General features: G+C 58.2%; 20 protein-coding genes. 8 read left to right on the forward strand and 12 right to left on the reverse strand.

Features of this window, described 5'->3' with window-relative positions; genetic code table 11:
* Position 1: 1 nt before the first annotated feature.
* Positions 2-403 (reverse strand): DUF1801 domain-containing protein, encoded by a 402-nt coding sequence (locus tag AC07VO_RS12190; protein ID WP_018928241.1) that lies wholly within the window; start codon positions 401-403, stop codon positions 2-4.
* 164 nt (positions 404-567) lie between these two features.
* On the opposite strand from AC07VO_RS12190, the gene AC07VO_RS12195 reads away from it, so the two are divergent.
* Entirely contained in the window at positions 568-1131 is a 564-nt protein-coding gene (locus tag AC07VO_RS12195; protein WP_018928242.1) for a histidine phosphatase family protein, read from the forward strand.
* 330 nt (positions 1132-1461) lie between these two features.
* Entirely contained in the window at positions 1462-1947 is a 486-nt protein-coding gene (locus AC07VO_RS12200; protein WP_018928243.1) for an adenosine-specific kinase, read from the forward strand.
* Between the two features lie 48 nt (positions 1948-1995).
* Here the strand turns inward: AC07VO_RS12200 and AC07VO_RS12205 are convergent, their stop codons facing one another.
* From AC07VO_RS12205 to AC07VO_RS12215, 3 genes are all read right to left on the reverse strand, one after another.
* Positions 1996-2817, reverse strand: a complete 822-nt coding sequence (locus AC07VO_RS12205) for a MinD/ParA family ATP-binding protein (protein WP_018928244.1) — start codon at positions 2815-2817, stop codon at positions 1996-1998.
* A gap of 170 nt (positions 2818-2987) precedes the next feature.
* Positions 2988-3362 carry a cupin domain-containing protein gene (locus AC07VO_RS12210; protein WP_064616884.1) on the reverse strand — a complete coding sequence of 125 codons (375 nt, stop codon included), beginning with the start codon at positions 3360-3362 and terminating at the stop codon, positions 2988-2990.
* A 96-nt stretch (positions 3363-3458) separates the two neighbouring features.
* Positions 3459-4271, reverse strand: a complete 813-nt coding sequence (locus tag AC07VO_RS12215; RefSeq protein WP_192351399.1) for an AraC family transcriptional regulator — start codon at positions 4269-4271, stop codon at positions 3459-3461.
* Between the two features lie 248 nt (positions 4272-4519).
* Between AC07VO_RS12215 and AC07VO_RS12220 the strand changes: the two genes are divergently transcribed.
* Positions 4520-5380, forward strand: a complete 861-nt coding sequence (locus AC07VO_RS12220) for a CAP domain-containing protein (protein WP_192351401.1) — start codon at positions 4520-4522, stop codon at positions 5378-5380.
* A gap of 57 nt (positions 5381-5437) precedes the next feature.
* Here the strand turns inward: AC07VO_RS12220 and AC07VO_RS12225 are convergent, their stop codons facing one another.
* The 4 genes from AC07VO_RS12225 to AC07VO_RS12240 all read right to left on the reverse strand — a co-directional run bounded on the left by AC07VO_RS12225 (position 5438) and on the right by AC07VO_RS12240 (position 9402).
* Complete coding sequence (locus AC07VO_RS12225) at positions 5438-5890, reverse strand: GNAT family N-acetyltransferase (protein WP_192351403.1); 453 nt, start codon at positions 5888-5890, stop codon at positions 5438-5440.
* Positions 5891-5914: 24 nt separating this feature from the next.
* Entirely contained in the window at positions 5915-6568 is a 654-nt protein-coding gene (locus tag AC07VO_RS12230) for a peroxiredoxin (RefSeq protein WP_018928249.1), read from the reverse strand.
* 166 nt (positions 6569-6734) lie between these two features.
* Positions 6735-8147, reverse strand: coding sequence for a purine-cytosine permease family protein (locus AC07VO_RS12235; RefSeq protein ID WP_192351405.1), 1413 nt, complete (start codon positions 8145-8147; stop codon positions 6735-6737).
* 223 nt (positions 8148-8370) lie between these two features.
* Complete coding sequence (locus AC07VO_RS12240; RefSeq protein WP_192351513.1) at positions 8371-9402, reverse strand: lysozyme inhibitor LprI family protein; 1032 nt, start codon at positions 9400-9402, stop codon at positions 8371-8373.
* 130 nt (positions 9403-9532) lie between these two features.
* Between AC07VO_RS12240 and AC07VO_RS12245 the strand changes: the two genes are divergently transcribed.
* The gene (locus tag AC07VO_RS12245) at positions 9533-9823 is read left to right on the forward strand and encodes a DUF3630 family protein (RefSeq protein ID WP_192351515.1); all 291 of its coding nucleotides are present in this window, start codon (positions 9533-9535) and stop codon (positions 9821-9823) included.
* Positions 9824-9900: 77 nt separating this feature from the next.
* On the opposite strand, the gene AC07VO_RS12250 is transcribed toward AC07VO_RS12245, so the two are convergent.
* Both AC07VO_RS12250 and ggt read right to left on the reverse strand, forming a co-directional pair.
* Complete coding sequence (locus AC07VO_RS12250) at positions 9901-10434, reverse strand: cysteine hydrolase family protein (protein ID WP_111453712.1); 534 nt, start codon at positions 10432-10434, stop codon at positions 9901-9903.
* A 262-nt stretch (positions 10435-10696) separates the two neighbouring features.
* Positions 10697-12424, reverse strand: a complete 1728-nt coding sequence (gene ggt / locus AC07VO_RS12255; RefSeq protein ID WP_192351407.1) for a gamma-glutamyltransferase — start codon at positions 12422-12424, stop codon at positions 10697-10699.
* A gap of 153 nt (positions 12425-12577) precedes the next feature.
* On the opposite strand from ggt, the gene AC07VO_RS12260 reads away from it, so the two are divergent.
* A complete protein-coding gene (locus AC07VO_RS12260; RefSeq protein WP_064616882.1) occupies positions 12578-13093 on the forward strand; it encodes a methylated-DNA--[protein]-cysteine S-methyltransferase in 516 nt (171 codons plus the stop codon).
* Between the two features lie 30 nt (positions 13094-13123).
* Here the strand turns inward: AC07VO_RS12260 and AC07VO_RS12265 are convergent, their stop codons facing one another.
* Positions 13124-13999, reverse strand: a complete 876-nt coding sequence (locus AC07VO_RS12265) for a LysR family transcriptional regulator (protein ID WP_192351409.1) — start codon at positions 13997-13999, stop codon at positions 13124-13126.
* A 114-nt stretch (positions 14000-14113) separates the two neighbouring features.
* Between AC07VO_RS12265 and AC07VO_RS12270 the strand changes: the two genes are divergently transcribed.
* Positions 14114-15331 (forward strand): YbfB/YjiJ family MFS transporter, encoded by a 1218-nt coding sequence (locus AC07VO_RS12270; RefSeq protein WP_086945327.1) that lies wholly within the window; start codon positions 14114-14116, stop codon positions 15329-15331.
* 21 nt (positions 15332-15352) lie between these two features.
* Here AC07VO_RS12270 and AC07VO_RS12275 read toward each other — a convergent pair whose 3' ends face one another.
* Entirely contained in the window at positions 15353-17164 is a 1812-nt protein-coding gene (locus tag AC07VO_RS12275) for an ABC transporter ATP-binding protein (RefSeq protein WP_018928257.1), read from the reverse strand.
* A gap of 246 nt (positions 17165-17410) precedes the next feature.
* On the opposite strand from AC07VO_RS12275, the gene AC07VO_RS12280 reads away from it, so the two are divergent.
* Together AC07VO_RS12280 and AC07VO_RS12285 are read left to right on the forward strand one after the other, a co-directional pair.
* Positions 17411-17824, forward strand: a complete 414-nt coding sequence (locus AC07VO_RS12280) for a VOC family protein (protein WP_192351411.1) — start codon at positions 17411-17413, stop codon at positions 17822-17824.
* A 607-nt stretch (positions 17825-18431) separates the two neighbouring features.
* Positions 18432-19160 (forward strand): winged helix-turn-helix domain-containing protein, encoded by a 729-nt coding sequence (locus AC07VO_RS12285; RefSeq protein WP_018928259.1) that lies wholly within the window; start codon positions 18432-18434, stop codon positions 19158-19160.
* The last annotated feature ends 8 nt before the right edge of the window (positions 19161-19168 follow it).

Here is a 19168-nt window from a genome sequence, read left to right on the forward strand (position 1 = left end):
GCTACGACAGATTGAGTGCCACGGCGGCGCGGATCAGCGCCTTCAAGGCTGTTTCATCAATCCGGTCGCCCTCATGAATATCGATGGCACGCCGGGTGTTGCCATCGAGGCTGGCGTTGAACAGTCCTGAAGGGTCTTCCAGCGAGGCGCCCTTGGCGAACGTCATCTTCACCGCATTCTTGTACGTCTCGCCGGTGCAGATGATGCCGGCATGGGACCACACCGGAACACCCCGCCACTTCAACTCCTCGACCACATCGGGGTCGGCCTGTTTGATGAGCGCTCGAACCCGAGCGAGCGTCTCGCCCCGCCAATCATCCAGTGCCTTGATTTTCGCCTCGATCAGCGCAGAGGCAGAGCCTTGCCCCTCAGTGTCCTTTGAACCGGCCGTCTCCTTGCTCATGGTGGTTATCCCTCTTCATAATGATTGTCGCTCGCCTGCCTCTGGAGTATCGCTGACAGAACTACAACGCAGGCATTGCAGTTTGACCCACAACGGGGCGTTTGCCTTCAAATCTCCGATGGGTGCAACCACTCACGGAATAGCAAAACAAGGACGTAGCAACAGTGGAAAAGGAAATCATCTTGATGCGTCATGGCCAGCCAGATCTGGCCGTGCAAGACAAAGTTTCAGCGCGCGATATGAAACGCTGGATCGAGCAATACGACCTGTCAGAAATCATCGACCAACCCGCCCCGCAATCGAGTGTGGCGCTGGCGCGTACCGCCAGAATGATCGTGTCGAGCAGTGCGCCCCGGGCGCTGACGTCGGTTCGAGCGCTAGGCCTTCAAGCCAGCGTTGTCGATGATATGTTCTGCGAAGCGCAACTGCCCCATGGACGATGGACACTGCCGCGCCTTTCACCGTTTACGTGGGCATTTATTCTTCGTGTTTTATGGTTGTGCGGTTTCTCGGGGAAGGTCGAGTCAGCCAGTAAGGCCAGAATGCGCGCCAATACGGCAGCTCAACGGCTTCAATCCCTTGCCGACGAAGGGCCTGTTTTACTGCTCGGTCATGGAATAATGAATCGAATGATTGCCAAGCATCTGGAGGCTACCGGATGGATTCGCCATACCAGCAATGGTAACCGGTACTGGAGCGCGACGGCCTATCGAATGAAACCGCGTTAAGGTACGACGACAGCCCACAGACTGAATCCTGGCGCCCTGGCTGGTGGTCAAATTGGAGCTAATATTCATCTGTATTCCTCTGCAAAGGACTGCAATCAGGAGCCGGCTCAAGTTACTGACCAAATGGAATCGCATGATCGTGCGGTTGCAGATCGAGCACGAAATCAGTGCCCGGGATTTCGAGAAGTTCAGCCGGAAACTGGGCATCCCTTGAGGAGACTGGGTGATGTTCGCATCCACCCGGAGACACAGCCAGAGGAGCAGGAGATCGTCCCGGCTTGAATAGAGGCCCGATGCCGGTCCGCGACATCGTGACAGGAGGCGTTTGAGATGCAACTCATCACGTTGAAAATCGACAAACCGGAAGCGACGAATTTCATCTTTGGTCAGACGCACTTCATCAAGTCCGTTGAAGACCTCCACGAAGCGTTGATAAACGCCGTGCCAGGTATCCAGTTTGGCGTGGCTTTTTGTGAAGCCTCCGGCAAATGCCTGGTGCGATGGTCTGGCACCAATACCGCCATGATCGAGCTTGCGCAGAAAAACGCGCAAGCCATCGCCGCCGGCCATAGCTTCATCATTTTCCTCGGCGACGGTTTCTATCCGCTGAACGTGTTGAACGCCGTCAAAATGGTGCCAGAGGTGTGCCGCATTTTTTGTGCAACAGCCAATCCAACCGAAGTGATTCTTGCCGAGACGGAGCAGGGACGCGCGATCCTGGGCGTCGTGGATGGCTTCTGTGCCGATGGCATTGAAGGCGACGAAGACATCCTGTGGCGCAAGAATTTGTTGCGGCAGATTGGCTACAAGCTGTGAAACACGTTTCGCGGCTGAGCTAACGACGGGCTGCCGCCGTCGACAGCCTCACCTGCCGGAATTATGCACGAGTTGCTCAACGAAGAACTCCACGTGCCCTCTCGGATGAGTCGGCAATGGCCAGCTGTCGACGTTGTGAGCAAGAGCCTGGAAAGCTTGAGCACACTTGGAACGAGGGAAGGCTTCAAACACTGCGCGTCCCTTCTGCACGGCTTTGTGCGCACTTTCGTCGTTCGGCACCGCGCCGACGTATTGCAGCGAGACATCCAGGAACATTTCGGTAATCTTTTCCAGCTTGGCAAACAGATTGCGGCCTTCCGCCGGACTGCCCGTCATGTTGGCCAGCACGCGAAAACGCTGCAGACCGTAGTTCAGGTTGAGCAACTTGATCAGCCCGTAGGCGCCGCTGATCGAGGTGGGTTCATCGCACACCACCACCAGCACTTCCTGAGACGCGCGGATGAAGTTGATCACTGAGCCACCGATACCGGCGGCCGTATCGATGATCAGCACATCCAGTTTGTCGCCGATATCGCTAAAGGCCTGGATCAGCGCGCGGTATTGCGCAGGCTCCAGATGAGTCATGTTCTGCAAACCAGAAGAAGCCGGGGCCACACGAATGCCTCCAGGCCCAGGCATGAGTGCCTCGGACAGCTCGCAACGCCCTTCGAGAACATCGGCCAGTGTGTAGCGCGGAGTCAGCCCCAGCAGAATATCGATATTCGCCAGGCCAAGATCGGCATCCAGCAATACGACGCGCCGCCCCATTTTTGCCAACGCCAACGAGAGGTTAACCGCTACCGTTGTCTTGCCCACGCCCCCTTTACCGCCAGTCACAGCGATAACTTGCACGCAATGCACATCATCCATTTGTCTTTCCCTTCCCTGCGCATCGTGTGCCAGCACGTAATGGCACCCTCCAGATGCCGCAAGAATAGCTGAAAAGCGCGCAATAGCTGCTTTATCTCCCGACGAGAGGCATTTTGCCGGCCTCCATCGAATCGTTTCAACGAAAAGGCCGGCAAAAACCACCAAAACGTCTAGATCCACACATCATTCATTGCGGTTCTTTCCCCGGCTTGATCACCGGTATTCAGCACACCTCGCGGCTCGATCAGCAACAGTTTCACCTCGCGTTCTGCATAAGGCTTGTGTTCGACGCCCTTGGGGACAACGTACATTTCTCCCCGCCCAACCACGACGGCCCGCTCCCGAAGATCGATGCGAAGCTCGCCTTCAAGGACGATGAAGGCTTCATCGGTATCGGCATGGGAATGCCAGACAAAGTCGCCTTCGATTTTCACCACCTTGAACTGATAGTCGTTCATTTCGGCAATCACCTTTGGCGCCCATTGCTCGCTGAACAAGGCATATTTTTCGGCAAAGTTAATCGCGGTGCAGGCCTGGGAATTCATTTAAGTCACCCTCATTGGACAAGATATCGAGCCCTGACTCTAGGGATGACCTAACGCTGCGTATTGCATGATTGTGCAAGTTGGCCGGGACCCTGCTCAATCAAGGCCCAACCTCTTCAGCCACCGGCCGGGGGAGACGCCGTAGGTCTGGACGAATTGACGCGTCATGTGGCTTTGGTCGAAAAAACCTGCGCATACGGCCGCCTCTGCCATCGAGTGGCCCCCAATCATCAATGCTCTTGCCAGGTCGAGCCGGCGCTGGGTCATGTACCGATAGGGGCTTGTGCCGTACAGCGCCCGAAAATCACGGCTCAGGCTCCACCGGTCTCGACCACTCGCCTGGGATAACTCATCCAGGGTAATGACTCGATCCAGCGAGTCATGAATCAGCGCACGCGCGCGCTCGGCCGCTGCAAAATCAAATGACTTGCGCCGCCCACGCTGACCAGAGAGCGTATCCAGCGCCTGCGCGAGATCGTAAATGGCATCGTCTTCTTCCAGGGGGTCGATGCAAGCGTCGAGGTTTTGCAGCAGTACCTGGGTTGCGGCACCCAGCCGTGGGTCGCTCGATAAGCCACCCTCGATAAATGGCAACGGCTTGCCGCCCAGCACCTGCTGAATCAGGGCAGGTTCGATGTAGATCATCCGGTAATGAAAACCCGCTTCGGTACCGGCCTCACCGTCATGCACCTCGTCCGGGTGCAAGACGATGGTTTTACCGGGCAGGCTGTGGCGCTGGGATTTGCGGTACTGGAAACTTTGTACACCCGACAGCGTTCGCCCGATGGCGTAAGTATCGTGGCGATGCGGCGTAAAGCCATGGCCGCCAAAAAAGGCTTCGATGCGCTCCATCTTCAACGGCTGCGCTGAGCGTTTGACCCAATCCTTGTTGCCCTTGGTCTTAGTCATGTCCCTGTACCACTCGAATGATGTCAGTACGTTACCAGTGCGAGCGTCTGCTGTCCCAGGCTCGTGACCCGTCTGAATCGGCCCTCTCAGCGTAGCCGTCAAATTTGTCTGTTCCCCTCGTGAACCAGTTTTGAGACCCGCAGTCATAGCCGTGCCGTAAAAGACGCTCGCCCAATGAAGCGCTCATGCGGTTATTGCTCATCTTTATCCCACCCTTATCGTCGTCAACTCATCAGAGCTGTCTGTTCATGCGCCCGACTGTCCGCTGCTGCCGCTTTATTTCGCTGTGCCTGATGCCTTTGTTTCCGCTGTTCGCCAGCCCCGCCCATGCCAGCGGGGAACGGCAACTGGTGGAAGTCATCAACGATTACCGCGCCGATCCCGACCGCTGCGCGGGGCGTGCGGTCAGGCCGTTACGGCCACTGGCGCTGAAATCGGACTTGTCCTTGCCGATCGGCTATGGCGGTGGTATGCGGGAGGGGTTGAAGGCTAACGGCTATCAGGCTGTAACGGTACGGACCATCCGCCTGGTCGGCGCGCAAGATGCCGATGAGGCGTTCGACATGCTCCAGAGCGACTACTGTGGGGCGCTGCTCGATACCCAATACGCCGACATCGGTGTCACTCGTGCCCGCAGCGAATGGCGGGTGGTGCTGGCGCAACCGGTGCTCGACGGGCGTATCGGCGATTCGCGCGCTGCGGGCAAGACGTTGCTGGCGCAGGTCAACGCGGCAAGAGCCAGGCCACGCATGTGTGGGCGCCAACGCTTCGCCGCCGCACGGCCATTAACCTGGAACGCCGCCCTGGGCGCCGCCGCGCAAGGGCACAGCAAGGCAATGGCCTACGGCAACTACTTCGCCCACCAGGACCCCGACGGTGATATGCCGGCGGATCGCGCCAGAGCCGCCGGTTACCGCGGCCGGCAGATCGGCGAGAACATCGCCGCCGGGCAAGGCTCGCCCAGCCAGGCGATGTCCGGCTGGCTGGCCAGCCCCGGGCATTGCGCCAACCTGATGAACCCGATGTTTACCCAGGTCGGCGCGGCGTACGCCAGCGATTCGCGCAGCAACAAAGGGGTTTATTGGACGATGCTGTTTGGCGCGCCTTGAGTGAGGGTTTCGAACCGTCCATAGAAAATGGCTGGCGCTGGGGTCACAAGTTTGCGCCTACTTCAAGTCGAGGCAATAGGTGTAGTAACCCGTATCACGCACATAGCCCAATGATTCATACAACCGTTGCGCAAGGTGATTGTCCGTGGCCGTTTCCAGCACCATGCCCTTGGCGCCGGTCAACAGCGCAAAGGCTCGGGCGGTGTTCATCAGCAACGTCCCTACCCCTCTGCCGCGGGCGGCAGGTGTGGTGAAGAGGTCGTTGAGCAGCCAGGTGCGGTGGGCGTCGATGGAGGAGAACGTCGGGTACAACTGGACAAAGCCGAGCGCTTCGCCCGTGGAGTCCTCGGCGAAGAAAATCACCGATTCGTCCCTGGCGATGCGCTCTGCGATGAAAGCGCGAGACTGCATCAGGTTCGTGGGCTGGCCGTAAAAGCCTCGATAGGCGTCGAAGAGGCTGGCGACTTTATCGATGTGGGTTGCATCAACGCGCAGGACCTGGACGGCCATGTGGGTGGTCTCCGAACAGATGAGTTACTTCGGTTGCGCCACGGTGCGCAAATAAGGTTTCAGCGTCTTGAAGCCATCCGGGTATTTCTTCCTGGCGTCCTCATCGGAGACCGAAGTGGGAATGATGACGTCCTCGCCCGGACGCCAGTTCACCGGCGTGGCAACGGTGTGCTTGGCGTTCAGTTGCAGAGAATCGAGCAGACGCAGAACTTCATCGAAGTTGCGCCCGGCACTCATCGGGTAGATCAGCATCGCCTTGACCTTTTTGTCCGGGCCGATAATGAACACCGAACGCACCGTGGCATTGTCCACGGCAGTCCGTGCGCCGCCACTGGCATTCGGATGAATCATGTCGTAGAGCTTCGCCACCACCAGGTTCTCGTCGCCGATCATGGGATAGTTGACCGCATGCCCCTGGGTCTCTTCGATGTCTTTGGCCCAGGTCTTATGGTTACTGACAGGGTCGACACTGAGCCCGACGATTTTGGTGTTGCGCTTATCGAACTCCGGCTTGAGCCCCGCCATGTAGCCAAGCTCAGTGGTGCACACCGGGGTGAAATCCTTGGGGTGCGAGAACAGAATCGCCCACTTGTCACCGATCCACTCATGGAAATGCAGCGGGCCTTCGGTGCTTTCAGCGGTAAAGTCCGGTGCTTCGTCGCCAATACGGATTGCCATGTTCGTTCTCCTTACTGTTGAGTCGTAGGGAAGTCGCCGGAGCGCTGGCTGCTGTTCCGGCGGCATTCGGTGTCTGTGTTAAATCGTCAACGCGGATCAGTATAGGAGACGCTCGAGGACCCGGTAGTTAGCCGCGCGCCCCCTGCCCCCTTTGATGACCGGGCACTCAAGCCTGCGAACTGCGCTCGACCGACACCGCAAGCGCAGATGTCCTGGCCAGCCAGTAATAGAGCATGCCCGGCACCACCAGCCCGACGATCCAGGAAATATCGACACCGCCGAGCTGCGCGACCATTGGTCCGGAGTAGAAGTGAGTGTCGACAAAAGGCAGCTGGACCAACACACCGAGCACATACACGCTGATCCCCAACACATTCCAACGGCCATAACGCCCCGCCGGGTCGGACAACGCCGGGATGTCATAGCGCTCCTTGTTGATGAAGTAGTAATCCACCAGGTTGATCGCGCTCCACGGCGTGAAAAACGTCAGCAGGAAGAGGATGAAGTACTTGAACGTGCTCAGGAACGAGTACTGCCCCAGCAGCGCCAGCGTGGTGGACGCGCCGACAATCACCAGCACAAACAGCATGCGTTTACCGGCGGATATTTCGAAGCCACGACGAAAGCCACTGATGATGGTGGCCACGCACATGAAGCTGCCATAAGCGTTGAGGGTCGACACCGTGACCTTGCCGAACACCACGCTCAAGTACAGCAGGGAGGCCATCACCCCGGTACTGCCCAACCCGACGATGGTGGCGACCTCATGTCCACGAAAATTCACGCCCGCCAACGCAGCAGCGAACACTCCCAGCACCATGGAAGCCTGGGCCCCCACCACCGTCCCCAGGCCGACGGCGGTGAACGTCTTCCAGGACGAGGTCTTGCTCGGCAGGTAGCGTGAGTAGTCGGCCACATAAGGGCCGAACGCGATCTGCCAGGATGCGGAAAGAGACACTGCCAGCAGGAAAGTACTCCAGCCGAAATGGCGGTTTTCCAGCAACAGACCGATATCGTTGAGCGTCATCAACCGGGTAAACAGATAGACGAAGGCGATGATGCCCAGCACGCTCGCCACCCTGCCCACCAGGTGGATGACCCGATAACCGAAGAGGGTCAGAAACGCGATGCAGGAGGCGAAAATCAGGATGCCGGCGCTGTCACTGACATGGACCAATTGAGCAATGGCCTGCCCCGACAGTACCGCGCCGGTGGCGCTGAAGCCGAGGTACATCAGACACACCAGCACAATCGGAATCGCCGCCCCATAGACCCCGAATTGCACACGACTGGAGATCATCTGCGGCAGCCCGAGCTTGGGTCCTTGTGCAGCGTGCAGCGCCACCACCGCGCCGCCGAGCAACTGGCCGACCAGCAAACCAATGAGTGACCAGAACACATCGCCACCCAGCACCACGGCCAGCGCGCCGGTCACAATCGCCGTGATCTGCAGATTGGCGCCGAGCCACAGGGTGAACTGGCTGTAGAGGCTGCCATGACGCTCGGCTTCCGGGATGTAATCGATCGAGCGTGTCTCGATCAGGGGACTTCGCTGCCGGGTATCGCTGACCTTGGTCATTTTTGTGTTCTCTTCTTATTGAGGTAGACGCTAATGCCAGTGAGCCAAAGTGCAGAACCTGTGGGAGCGAGGCTTTCGTCGCTCAAATTTCTTAACTTACCGGCATTGGGGCGTGCTTTTATTTCTGTTGTTCCGTTACCGCCCACTTCTATCGAGCCAACAACCGAGTCTAGACATAACTACTCGTCAGCGTCGCATTAGCGCGGTCGCCAACGAGATTGCATTAAGGCATCAGATCCAACGGCATCACCTGCCCTTTCGTTCGCTCGTCATACCAATGCTGCAGCACATCGGGTAAGCGGCCTTTCCAATCCGACGCGTTGGTGTAGTAACGGGCTCGGGAATTGTTCTGCTCATCGAACACCAGCAGCACTAGCCAAAATCGAACGTCCGCTGTACGCATGAGGATGGCGGCGTTGGTATTGCCCAGCCCGCGTACCCACATTTCAGTCACTTCGGCGCCCGGCAGGTCATTCGACTCATCGCCGATCAGCCTGGAACTGCTGCTGTCCACCAGCGTCTGGTAATCGTCCTTGAGCAATTGCCGCAATGCATCGTCTTCTTGCTGTGTACGCGCCAACCCCAGACTCAGCAAATCGTTGTCCAGAGCCAAAGGCTGTTCCGACGCGACATAGCGCCCGGCATAGAACACGCCCATGCCCGCACCACAATCGGCATCGGCGCCGTCCTGGGTGACATCAAGCACGCCGTTGATGGCTTGGAAGGTCAACGCGCATGCACCTTCGACGTAATGCGCCTGAGTGCCATCCAGTTTGGCGACGCCATCCAGGTCGCCAGAGTTGGCGCCGCTCGCGGCAGAAATTTCGAAGACGAGATGAGTCGAATCCCGACGCTTTGTCTTCAACTCAGCTCCCGTCGAAACGCCCCAGGGAATGCGCTGCCAAGTCGCGTCCCAGGTAAACGGAATGGCCGCGTGTTCGAGTTCAGTGATGCGCATCAAGTACTGTTGGCGCAGGCAATCGATTTGGTCTGCGCAGCGGTTACGTTGTTTCAACCACTGACGCTGGTCTGCTTTTAACGCTTTAGGGGCGGTGACTTTTTCCAGCGTCGAGCGCCAGACCGCTCCCAGTTTTTGGTCCAGCTTCGACGTGTAAGCGTCGGCGCAAATGGCTTTTTCACTGGAGCTGGCGGCGCTGGTGCATTCGAAGCTACTGGCATGGGCTGCGGCAGAGAATGCGAGAAACCCCAGCAGTAAAGCGCGGCGAGCGTTAGAGCAGAACAAGGTCGGGGGCATGGGCAGATTCCATTCTTTGAGCGCGCCAGTATGCCGAGACAAACGTGAAAAGGCGCTTGTTTTGGTATGGCTCGCTCGCCACAAATCCAGCAGGAAGCGTAAAGTCATGCTCATTCTCAAGGAGCAAAACATGACTGATCCGTCGCCCCCGCCAACACGGGAAATTTATCTCTCGCAGACATCCGACCGGGATCTGTTCAATCGCATCGCCAGTGAATTGGCACGAGGGCTGGGCGGGACCTGGACGGCACAGATCAATGGGTTGGACCAGCATTATTGGGACCTGGCCGTCGAAGGGCAGACGATTACGCTGCATCTGGAACACTACCTGGGGATCATGCTGCTGGTGGAGGACGCGGATCCGGACTGGATTGCGTCGGAGCGTTTTCAGGCGGTGGTGCGGCGGCTACAGACGGATTGAACAAAAAACGGGCGCCATGATCGGCGCCCGTTTTATTTGAAGCGAGAGGGAAATACATCCAGGAACCACCGATGCTTTCAGATATTGATTTCGCTGGCCGGCACGACATCGATCCGCGCCACGGAACCGGTCAGGTGCGCCAGATCCTTGTTGTGTTCGGTGATGATGTCTTCGGCGCTCATCGTGCCATTGTCGATCGTGGAATGAGCATCGGACGCCAGCACCACGTCGTAGCCTCGCGATAATGCCTCACGGACCGTCGCGTTGACGCAGTAGTCGGTTTGCAGGCCGCAGATAATCAGGCGTTCGACGTCCAGCTCTTGTAGATGTTCATGCAGGTGGGTCTGGTAGAACGAGTCCGGGGTGGTTTTGCGCACGCGCAGGTCGTGGGGTGACGTCTTCAGGCCGTCGGCCAGTTGCCAGCCTTCGGCGCCGTATTGCAGCAGGTCGCCCTCTTCTTCGTGCTGGATCAGGATGACCGGAATATTGGCGACTCGGGCTTTGGTGCTGAGGCCGTTGATGGTGTCGATGACGCGCTGGATGTCGAAGCATTCATACTCGCCGGTGCACAGCGCGCGTTGGACATCGATGATCAGGAGTGCGGTGCTCATGGCTTCCTTCCTTAGACAGGTCGCTGGAACGATGGATTTCAACTCCCTTTCAGCCTGTGTAGCCGATGTAGCAGCTGTCGAGCTTGCGAGGCTGCGTTCGAGCGCGCAGCGCTCGCCATATCAGCGAATGCGGCTTGCCCGAATGAACGCGGCTAACCGACTTTACGACTGCTACGCAGCCGAACGCAGCCTCGCGGGCTCGGCAGCTGCTACCCGGGATCGAGGCCACCCAGGGAGTCGGGGTGGCCGATGATCGCCTGTTTCAGTAACCGAGTGACAACCCGGTATTGCGCCGTGGATCGTTCGCCCCATAGAACCGGTTCTTGCCCACGGGTTTGCCTTCCAGCGAAGGCGCACCTACCAGAATAGCTGCAATATGGTTGGGGTCCTGCGGGCCGGCAAACTTGTGGCCCCAACTTTCGAGCATCTTCTTGGTGTCCGGGCTGGTGGCGAAGTTCTCCAGGTTGGTTTCTTCCGGCAGCCATTGCTGATGGAAACGCGGCGCATCCACCGCTTCCTGGATGTTCATGCCGTAGTCGATCACATTGAGGATGGTCAGCAGGGTTGCGGTGATGATGCGACTGCCACCGGGGGTGCCGACGACCATGACGACTTTGCCATCCTTGGTGACGATGGTCGGGCTCATGGACGACAGCGGTGCCTTGCCGGGGGCGATGGCGTTGGCCTCCCCTTGTACAAGGCCGTACATGTTCGGCACGCCGATTTTCGAGGTGAAGTCATCCATTTCATCGTTGAGGATGACCCCGGTTTTGCTCGCCATCACGCCGGCGCCGAACCAGTCGTTGAGGGTGTAGGTCACCGACACCGCGTTGCCCCATTTGTCGACGATCGAGTAATGGGTGGTGTTGCTGCCTTCGTGGGGCGCTACGCCGGGTTTGAGCTCGCGGGAAACGCCGGCCTTTTGCGGATCGATGGCGGCGCGGATTTTGGTCGCGTAGTTTTTATCCAGCAAATGGGCGATCGGATTTTTCACGAAGTCCGGGTCGCCGAGGTAGCTGTTGCGGTCCACATACGCGTGGCGCATCGCTTCGATCTGGTAGTGCATGGCCTGCGCCGAGCGGTAGCCGAGGTCTTTCATCGGGTAGCCGTCGAGGATGTTCATGATCTCGCAGATCACCACACCGCCGGAGCTTGGCGGCGGCGCCGAGACCACGTGGTAGCCGCGGTAGTCGCACTCGATGGGTGCCAGTTCGCGGGTCTGGTATTTGTCGAGGTCGGCCTGGGTGATGATGCCCTTGTTGGCCTGGCTGGAGGTGACGATGGCGTCGGCCACCCAGCCTTTATAGAAGCCGTCGGCGCCCTTTTCGGAAATTTCCCGCAGGGTTTTGCTCAGGTCTTTTTGTACGAGTTTCTGCCCGACCTGCATCGGCTCGCCATTGCTCAGGAAGATCGAGCCCGAGTCGCGCATGTCTTTCTTGAAGACGTCTGTGGCGTACTCCAGCAAATCGACATCGCCCTGCTCCAGCACAAAACCGTCTTCGGCAAGCTTGATCGCAGGGGCGATCACTTCCTTGCGGGGTTTGGTGCCGAATTTCTTCAGCGCCAGCTCCATGCCAGACACAGTGCCCGGCACGCCGACGGCCAAGTGGCCGCGGGTGCTGAGGTCAGGGATGACGTTGCCCTGCTTGTCCAGGTACATGTCGGCCGTGGCGGCCAGGGGTGCTTTTTCACGGAAGTCGAGGAAGGTCTTGCGCCCGTCCGCCAATTGAATCGTCATGAAACCGCCGCCGCCCAGGTTGCCTGCAGCGGGGTACACCACCGCCAGCGCATAACCCACCGCCACCGCCGCATCGACGGCATTGCCGCCATTCTTGAGGACATCGACGCCGACGTGGCTGGCCAGATGCTGGGCGGTGACGACCATGCCATTTTCGGCAGCGACCGGGGCAACGGAGGCCGCGTGAGCCGTCAGGCAGCTCAGCGCCAAGGTGGTCGCCATAAGCGATTTGGCAAAAGGTTCGAACTTCATGAGTCGGTCTCTTTTTTGTTTTTAGGCTCTGTGCAGAAGACAGAGGGAACGGTTCAAAAGCAGTAGGCAAGTATGGCTGCAATTGCGTATTGCGCCTCCCCGGCGAGGCAGTATGCTGGGCCCCTGTTCAGCACGTGTGCGGAGTCCGCCGGCATGACCTACACATTTACCACCCTGGCGTCGCCGGTCGGCGAGTTGAAGCTGGTCGCGAAAGGCACGCGTCTGGCGGCCATCCTCTGGGAAAACGACAAACCCGGCCGGGTAAGACTGGGGCCGATGAGTGAAGCGGCGGACAACCCGATCCTGATACGCGCCGCACAGCAGTTGCGGGAATACTTTGCCGGCACGCGTAATCAGTTCGAGCTGGAACTGGACTTTGCCGGGACGGACTTTCAGAAGCAGGTGTGGCAGGCATTGCTGACGATTCCGTTTGGCGAGACGCGCAGCTACAGCGAGATAGCCCGGCAGATCGGCAATCCCAGCGCGGTTCGGGCAGTGGGCGCGGCCAACGGCAAAAATCCGATATCGATTGTCGCGCCGTGTCATCGGGTGATTGGGGCGTCGGGGAAATTGACGGGGTTCGCCGGGGGGCTTGAGGCGAAAGAACGGTTGCTGACGCTGGAAGGCTGTGAATGGTCGGGGGCCGGCAGGATGGGTGATTTGTTTTGACTGAATGGGCACCGACACGAGCAGCCTGACTTATTCATTCTCCAGTGCAAACGCCTCGACAATCTGCTCAATCACCGCCCGCACCCGCGCGGTGTGGCGCAGGTCCGCATGGGTCACCAGCCACACTTCATACGGCAGCGGGCGTGTGCGTTCCGGCCAGAGCCTGACCAGCCCATCGCGCTCGCCCATGTACACCGGGATCTCCCCCACCCCGAGACCTGCGGCAATCGAACGACGCACCAGCAGGCTGGAACTCAGGCTGGCGACAATCCGCCCACGGCTCAGGGGTTCCGAGACCAGGGTCATGTTCTTGTTGCCCTGCAAGTACGGCTGATACACCACCAGATCATGCCCCTCGAAGGCCGAGCCCGGTTGCGGCATGCCGTTGGCCTCGACATAACTTCGCGAGGCGAACAGCCCCACCGGCCAGCGCGCGATGCGCCGGGCGATCAGGTCGGGGTTGTCCGGCCGGGTGTTGCGCACGGCGATGTCGGCTTCACGCTTGGCCAGGCTGAGGATTTGCGTGGAGGCGTCCAACTGCACCCGCACGTCGGGGTGCACCGCATGCAAACGAGCGATAGCCGGGATCAGAAAATCGATGGCCAGAGAATCGGTAGTGCTGACGCGCACATTGCCGATCAATCGTTCGTCTAGGCCCTGAATCTGTCGCTCCAGCTCAAATGCCGAGAGCTCCATCTTTTCCACGGATTGCAACGCCGCTTCACCGACCGCTGTCAGCGCATAGCCCTCGGAGGTGCGCAGAAACAGAGTCGCGCTCAACGATTTTTCCAGCGCGGCGATTCGCCGGCCGACGGTTGCCTGATCGATCTTCAGCACCCGTGCCGCGCCGCGTAGCGTCGATTCGCGACAAACCGCCAAAAACACTCGCGCATCATCCCAATTCATGGCGTTTCCCGTAGTGATGCATATACGCATCATCGTAGCGCGAAATCGCAGCAATATTGCATCAGCGTTCCTCGATATGCTGGAGGCCAAGCACAAATTCACAGGACCGCTCCCATGCACAGCACCTCCCTCGACACTGGGCGCAGCGCGATCTGGCTGCCGATCTTCGCCGGCCTCTGCGCCAGCCTGGTCAGTATTGGTCTGGCGCGTTTTGCCTACACGCCGTTGATACCATCGTTGATTCAGGCCCAGTGGTTTTCCGCCAGCGACGTGGTGTACCTCGGCGCCGCCAATCTGGTGGGCTACTTGATCGGCGCACTGATCGGCCATCCGCTGGCCCGTCGAACATCCAACAAAGCCGCTTTGCGGCTGATGATGCTGGCGGTGACACTGGCCTTTTTTGCCTGTGCCTTTCCGTTATCGGTGAGTTGGTTCTTCGGTTGGCGATTGCTGTCGGGGATTGCCGGTGGCGCGATCATGGTACTGGTGGCGGCGACCGTGTTGCCCCATGTGCCCGCCTCGCGCCGAGGCCTGGCCAGCGGTGCGATTTTCCTGGGCATCGGCTTGGGCATCGCCGGCTCAGGCACCCTCGTTCCGCCGCTGCTGAGCCTTGGCTTACAGAACACTTGGCTTGGGCTCGGCGCCTTGGCCTTGATTCTGACCGCCGCCAGCTGGTTTGGCTGGCCGTCATCCGTTGCCAATGAAACGGCTGCACCACACGCTCAGCACACCAAATCGCCGTTTGATCCCAACCTTTATCTGCTGTTTGCACAGTACGCGTTCATGGCTGCCGGGCTGGTGCCAGCCATGGTGTTTCTGGTGGATTACGTGGCACGCGGCCTCGGTGCCGGGCCCCATGTCGGTGCACTGATCTGGGTGATGTACGGCCTGGGCGCGATAGTCGGGCCGGTGAGTTATGGCTTTCTGGCCGATCAACTGGGGGCGAAGCTGAGCATCCGCGTGGTCCTGGTGGTGCAGGCGATTGCCGTCGGCCTGCTGGCTATATCGAGTTCGTTCACCGCCCTGGCCCTGCTGGCAGTCATCCTCGGTTCGTTCCCACCGGGCATCGTGCCGCTGGCGCTGGCCCGGGTGCATGAGCTGGTGCCACAACACCATCACCAGCAAGTGGCCTGGAGCCGCGCCACGGTTTCATTCGCAACCTTTCAGGCCATCGCCGGGTTTGCCTACTCGGCGCTGTTCAACGCCAGCGGCGGTCATCACGGGTTACTGTTCGTCATCGCGGCCGGGGCCATCGTCGTCGCACTCTTGCTGGAACAGGCCTTGCGCTTGCTGAACCTGCGCGACCGGATGATGCCGGTGGGTTGTTCATGATCGCGCAACCCAAGTTTGCGGCTATCGATAACCACGCGCCTGCACGTTGAACAACTGCGCATAGCGCCCACCCGCCGCGACCAGACTGTCGTGATCGCCTCGCTCAAGGATCGACCCCTGGTCCAGCACGATGATGTGGTCGGCATTGCGCACGCTGGAGAAGCGGTGAGAAATCAGCAACGTCATGCGCCCTTCGGTGTGTTGGCTGAAATGCTCGAACACCGCCGCTTCCGCCGCCGGATCCAGGGCCGAGGTCGGTTCGTCCAGGATCAGGATATCGGCGTCGCGGCGCATGTAGGCGCGAGACAAGGCGATCTTCTGCCATTGCCCACCGGACAGTTCCTGCCCACCGGCAAACCACCGTCCCAATTGCGTGGCGTAACCACGATCCAGACGCTCGATGAAAGGCGCGGCCATGCCTTCGGCGGCCGCTTGCTGCCAACGGGTTTCATCGTTGAACGCCAGGGTGTCGCCCACACCAATGTTCTCGCCAACGGAGAACTGGTAGCGAATGTAGTCCTGGAAAATCACGCCGATGCGCCGTCTCAGCGCCTCTTCTTCCCAGGCCTGCAAATCACTGCCGTCCAACAAAATGCGGCCCTGATCAGGGCGATACAACCGCGTCAGCAACTTGATCAGCGTGGTTTTACCCGAGCCGTTTTCCCCCACCAGCGCGACACTGTGTCCGGGCAACAGATGCAGATCGATGCCCTGCAAAGCAGCGCGGCTCGCCCCCGGATAACGGAAACCGACACTCTCGAAACGCAACCCATCGCCGGGCACCGCACCCACTGTAAGGCTTCCGGCATCGGCCACCACCGGTTCGGCCAGATACTCATAGAGGCTCGACAGGTAAAGACCATCCTCATAGAGACCGCTGATCGCGCTCAAGCTGCTGCTCACCGCCGTCTGCCCCTGCTTGAACAGCACCAGGTACATGGTCATTTGCCCGAGGCTGATGCTGCCGTGAACGGTATCGACCACGACCCATGCATAGGCCAGATAAAACGCCGCGGTGCCCAGCAGTCCCAGCACAAATCCCCAGCCATCGCGACGCAACGTCAGGCGCCGGTCTTCGGCGTAGAGACGAGCAAACGTGTCCCGATAACGCTGCAACAACAGCGGCGCGAAGCCAAACAGCTTCACCTCTTTGATGTAGCCCTCATGGGAGAGCAGTGTCTCGATGTAGTTCTGCTGCCGACTCTCCGGCGCCCGGCGCGTGAACAGCCGAAAGGCATCCCCGGAAAAGTGCGCTTCGGCAAAGAACACCGGCAATGCCCCGACCACCAGCAGTACCAGCGCCCAGGGCGAAAAATGCACCAGCAACACGCCAAAGCTGATCAACACGATCAGGTTCTGGATCAGCCCCAGCGACTTCATCACCAGCGCCAATGGCCGGGTCGATGCCTCGCGCCGCACCCGAACCAGCTTGTCGTAGAACTCGGAGTTCTCGAACTGCACCAACGATAACGTCTGGGCCTTCTCCAGAATCATCGTGTTGACCTTCTGCCCCAACTGCACCCGCAACAGCGACTGCTGCACCGACAGCGCACGCTGCGTCCCGGACAGCAACGCAAGCACGCCCGCTTCAAACAGCACATAACGCACGACCGGCCACAACGGTGCGCTGCCCTGTTGCGCGTGCAACTGCATCGCGGTAACTACCGCGTCGACAATCCGCTGCCCCAACCAGGCTGCCAGTGCCGGCAGCACACCAGCGATCAGCGTCGCCAGCACCAACCCCAGAAACAGCCCTCGGGACGTTCCCCAGACCAGCAGCAAGGCACGCCTCGCCTGGTCGAGCAAAGAGGCGAAACGGGTAAGGACAGGCATGGGCGATGGACTCGGTGGCGGATGTAAAGGGGTGCTGCAGGTCATACTGTATGGGGAATGAGCGACGCCCGCTTTACGTGGATATGAGGCGATAAGCCTCGCCTCGCCCATAGGAAAAACATCTAAAAAAGTATCGTCGCTCACCACGTTTTAGCGCTTTGCTATGAGGAGTCAATGCCTATCGGGATTGGAAGACGAACCTGAACGTCCAACCGATGTGCCCCACTCCATCACCGGGAGCAGAACATGAAAATCAATCCCTACCTGATCTTCAACGGCGACTGCCAGGATGCCTTCAACTTCTACGCCAAAAGCCTGCCTGGCCAGATCGAAGTCATGATGACCTTCGGCGAAACTCCGGCTCGCGACCATGTGCCAGCGGACTGCCACAACCTGATCATTCATACGCGCCTGTTGGTCGGGGATCAGTCGATCATGGGGTCGGATACCACACCCGATCGCCCCAGCGCCGGCATGAGCGGTTGTTCGGTGTCATTGAATGTCGACCGTGTGGTTGAGGCAGAGCGAGTGTTTGCGGCATTGGCGCAAGGCGGGAGTATTCAAATGCCATTGGAGACGACGTTCTGGGCGGCACGCTTCGGGATGCTGGTCGATCGGTTTGGCGTGTCATGGATGATTAATTGCGAAAAAGACCAATGACCGGCTCTCCCCTTAGACTAATACTTAAGTATAATGGCCATCTGATATCATTCTTAGCTTTTTGTATTCAGTAACTAGGTAGAATAACTACACTGCTCACAAATTCAGCTCTTGACATAAAATATTACAAATATAATGCAAAAGGAGTAAATTAATATACCCCCGCTCTCATTTGCCCTAAAAAGAGGCGACAGTTGAACTGGCGCCTTTCGAGCGCGCACCCAAACTGCCATAGAAGACCGTGGAATATCCTTATAAATCAACTCCAGAAATCAAAAATGCGGACTTCCGCACAGTTTATACGCAAGACTTCTCTGTGATGCCTCGTTCTGTAGCCCGATCCGCGGATCAGCCACGCTTCAGTGTTGATCATAGAAAAGTCAACCTAGAGGGCCTAGTCCGACGCAAAGGCGCTCACCAACTAAATCGGATATCAAAAAATCAAATTGGCTAAAGCCTCCACAGTTGGCTATGTCATTGATTCAACTGAAACTACTGGCAATGGAATGGCACCTGCTGACAAGCTCAAAATGTTATAAAAAGTCAGATAATTTCAGTATTATGTGTATTAAGATTGCAGCGCCAGCACATATGAGTAATTTGCACGATGAGTACTGAGAGCAAAATCGAAAATAGCCAGAGGGGTATTCTCGCTATTGGGCGCACTTGGCGCTCGGCAGAGAAACTTCGACAGTTATTTGCACCCAATCTCACGCATATATATACATTAGATTACACAAACCCATTAAATCCAGATAGCGAAGCTCAAGCCCACGATGCCGTACTAATCGACATTGAAAGCCCTTCCATTCTTAATGACTGCCTGGCGCTCATCAAGAAATTACGTACGAGCCCAACAGAACTGTCCATTATCGTTGCAATCAATTTTCGCGCTCCGCAAACCAAAATTGAATGTTACCTGGCCGGTGCAGATCATTGTATCAATGTACCTAACGACCAGGATGAAAAAGCCAGGTTAATTTCAGAGTTGCTCGAAACACCTGAATGGCAGCCTGCCATTAAGTTGACCTTGGACCAAACATGCCTGCACTTATACAACGATGAGCTCAAACTGGATCTGGCTTATCAGGAAATGAAAGCCCTGGATGCGCTTATCAATGCAGAAGGTAATATCCTGCACCATGACTCCATGGCCGAATCCATGGGTTTGAATATCAAACTCTATGACTCGCGTGTTCTGGAGAAATCCATAAGCCGCCTTCGAAACAAAATCAAAAAGCACTTCGGCATTAACATCATTCATAGTGTTCGCGGTTATGGCTATCGATTGCTTCGAGGGGTCGTCTCAGTAAAGCAAGCAAACTTTCATTCTTAAAGGGACTA

It is taken from the genome of Pseudomonas sp. GW821-FHT03E01 (assembly GCF_059420765.1).

What these genes read in the sequence shown, in the direction of transcription:
- AC07VO_RS12190 (WP_018928241.1), bottom strand. Translation starts at nt 403, where the DNA reads ATGAGCAAGGAGACGGCCGGTTCAAAGGACACTGAGGGGCAAGGCTCT.
- AC07VO_RS12200 (WP_018928243.1), top strand. Translation starts at nt 1,462, where the DNA reads ATGCAACTCATCACGTTGAAAATCGACAAACCGGAAGCGACGAATTTC.
- AC07VO_RS12205 (WP_018928244.1), bottom strand. Translation starts at nt 2,817, where the DNA reads ATGGATGATGTGCATTGCGTGCAAGTTATCGCTGTGACTGGCGGTAAA.
- AC07VO_RS12210 (WP_064616884.1), bottom strand. Translation starts at nt 3,362, where the DNA reads ATGAATTCCCAGGCCTGCACCGCGATTAACTTTGCCGAAAAATATGCC.
- AC07VO_RS12215 (WP_192351399.1), bottom strand. Translation starts at nt 4,271, where the DNA reads ATGACTAAGACCAAGGGCAACAAGGATTGGGTCAAACGCTCAGCGCAG.
- AC07VO_RS12220 (WP_192351401.1), top strand. Translation starts at nt 4,520, where the DNA reads ATGCGCCCGACTGTCCGCTGCTGCCGCTTTATTTCGCTGTGCCTGATG.
- AC07VO_RS12225 (WP_192351403.1), bottom strand. Translation starts at nt 5,890, where the DNA reads ATGGCCGTCCAGGTCCTGCGCGTTGATGCAACCCACATCGATAAAGTC.
- AC07VO_RS12230 (WP_018928249.1), bottom strand. Translation starts at nt 6,568, where the DNA reads ATGGCAATCCGTATTGGCGACGAAGCACCGGACTTTACCGCTGAAAGC.
- AC07VO_RS12235 (WP_192351405.1), bottom strand. Translation starts at nt 8,147, where the DNA reads ATGACCAAGGTCAGCGATACCCGGCAGCGAAGTCCCCTGATCGAGACA.
- AC07VO_RS12240 (WP_192351513.1), bottom strand. Translation starts at nt 9,402, where the DNA reads ATGCCCCCGACCTTGTTCTGCTCTAACGCTCGCCGCGCTTTACTGCTG.
- AC07VO_RS12245 (WP_192351515.1), top strand. Translation starts at nt 9,533, where the DNA reads ATGACTGATCCGTCGCCCCCGCCAACACGGGAAATTTATCTCTCGCAG.
- AC07VO_RS12250 (WP_111453712.1), bottom strand. Translation starts at nt 10,434, where the DNA reads ATGAGCACCGCACTCCTGATCATCGATGTCCAACGCGCGCTGTGCACC.
- ggt (WP_192351407.1), bottom strand. Translation starts at nt 12,424, where the DNA reads ATGAAGTTCGAACCTTTTGCCAAATCGCTTATGGCGACCACCTTGGCG.
- AC07VO_RS12260 (WP_064616882.1), top strand. Translation starts at nt 12,578, where the DNA reads ATGACCTACACATTTACCACCCTGGCGTCGCCGGTCGGCGAGTTGAAG.
- AC07VO_RS12265 (WP_192351409.1), bottom strand. Translation starts at nt 13,999, where the DNA reads ATGAATTGGGATGATGCGCGAGTGTTTTTGGCGGTTTGTCGCGAATCG.
- AC07VO_RS12270 (WP_086945327.1), top strand. Translation starts at nt 14,114, where the DNA reads ATGCACAGCACCTCCCTCGACACTGGGCGCAGCGCGATCTGGCTGCCG.
- AC07VO_RS12275 (WP_018928257.1), bottom strand. Translation starts at nt 17,164, where the DNA reads ATGCCTGTCCTTACCCGTTTCGCCTCTTTGCTCGACCAGGCGAGGCGT.
- AC07VO_RS12280 (WP_192351411.1), top strand. Translation starts at nt 17,411, where the DNA reads ATGAAAATCAATCCCTACCTGATCTTCAACGGCGACTGCCAGGATGCC.
- AC07VO_RS12285 (WP_018928259.1), top strand. Translation starts at nt 18,432, where the DNA reads ATGAGTACTGAGAGCAAAATCGAAAATAGCCAGAGGGGTATTCTCGCT.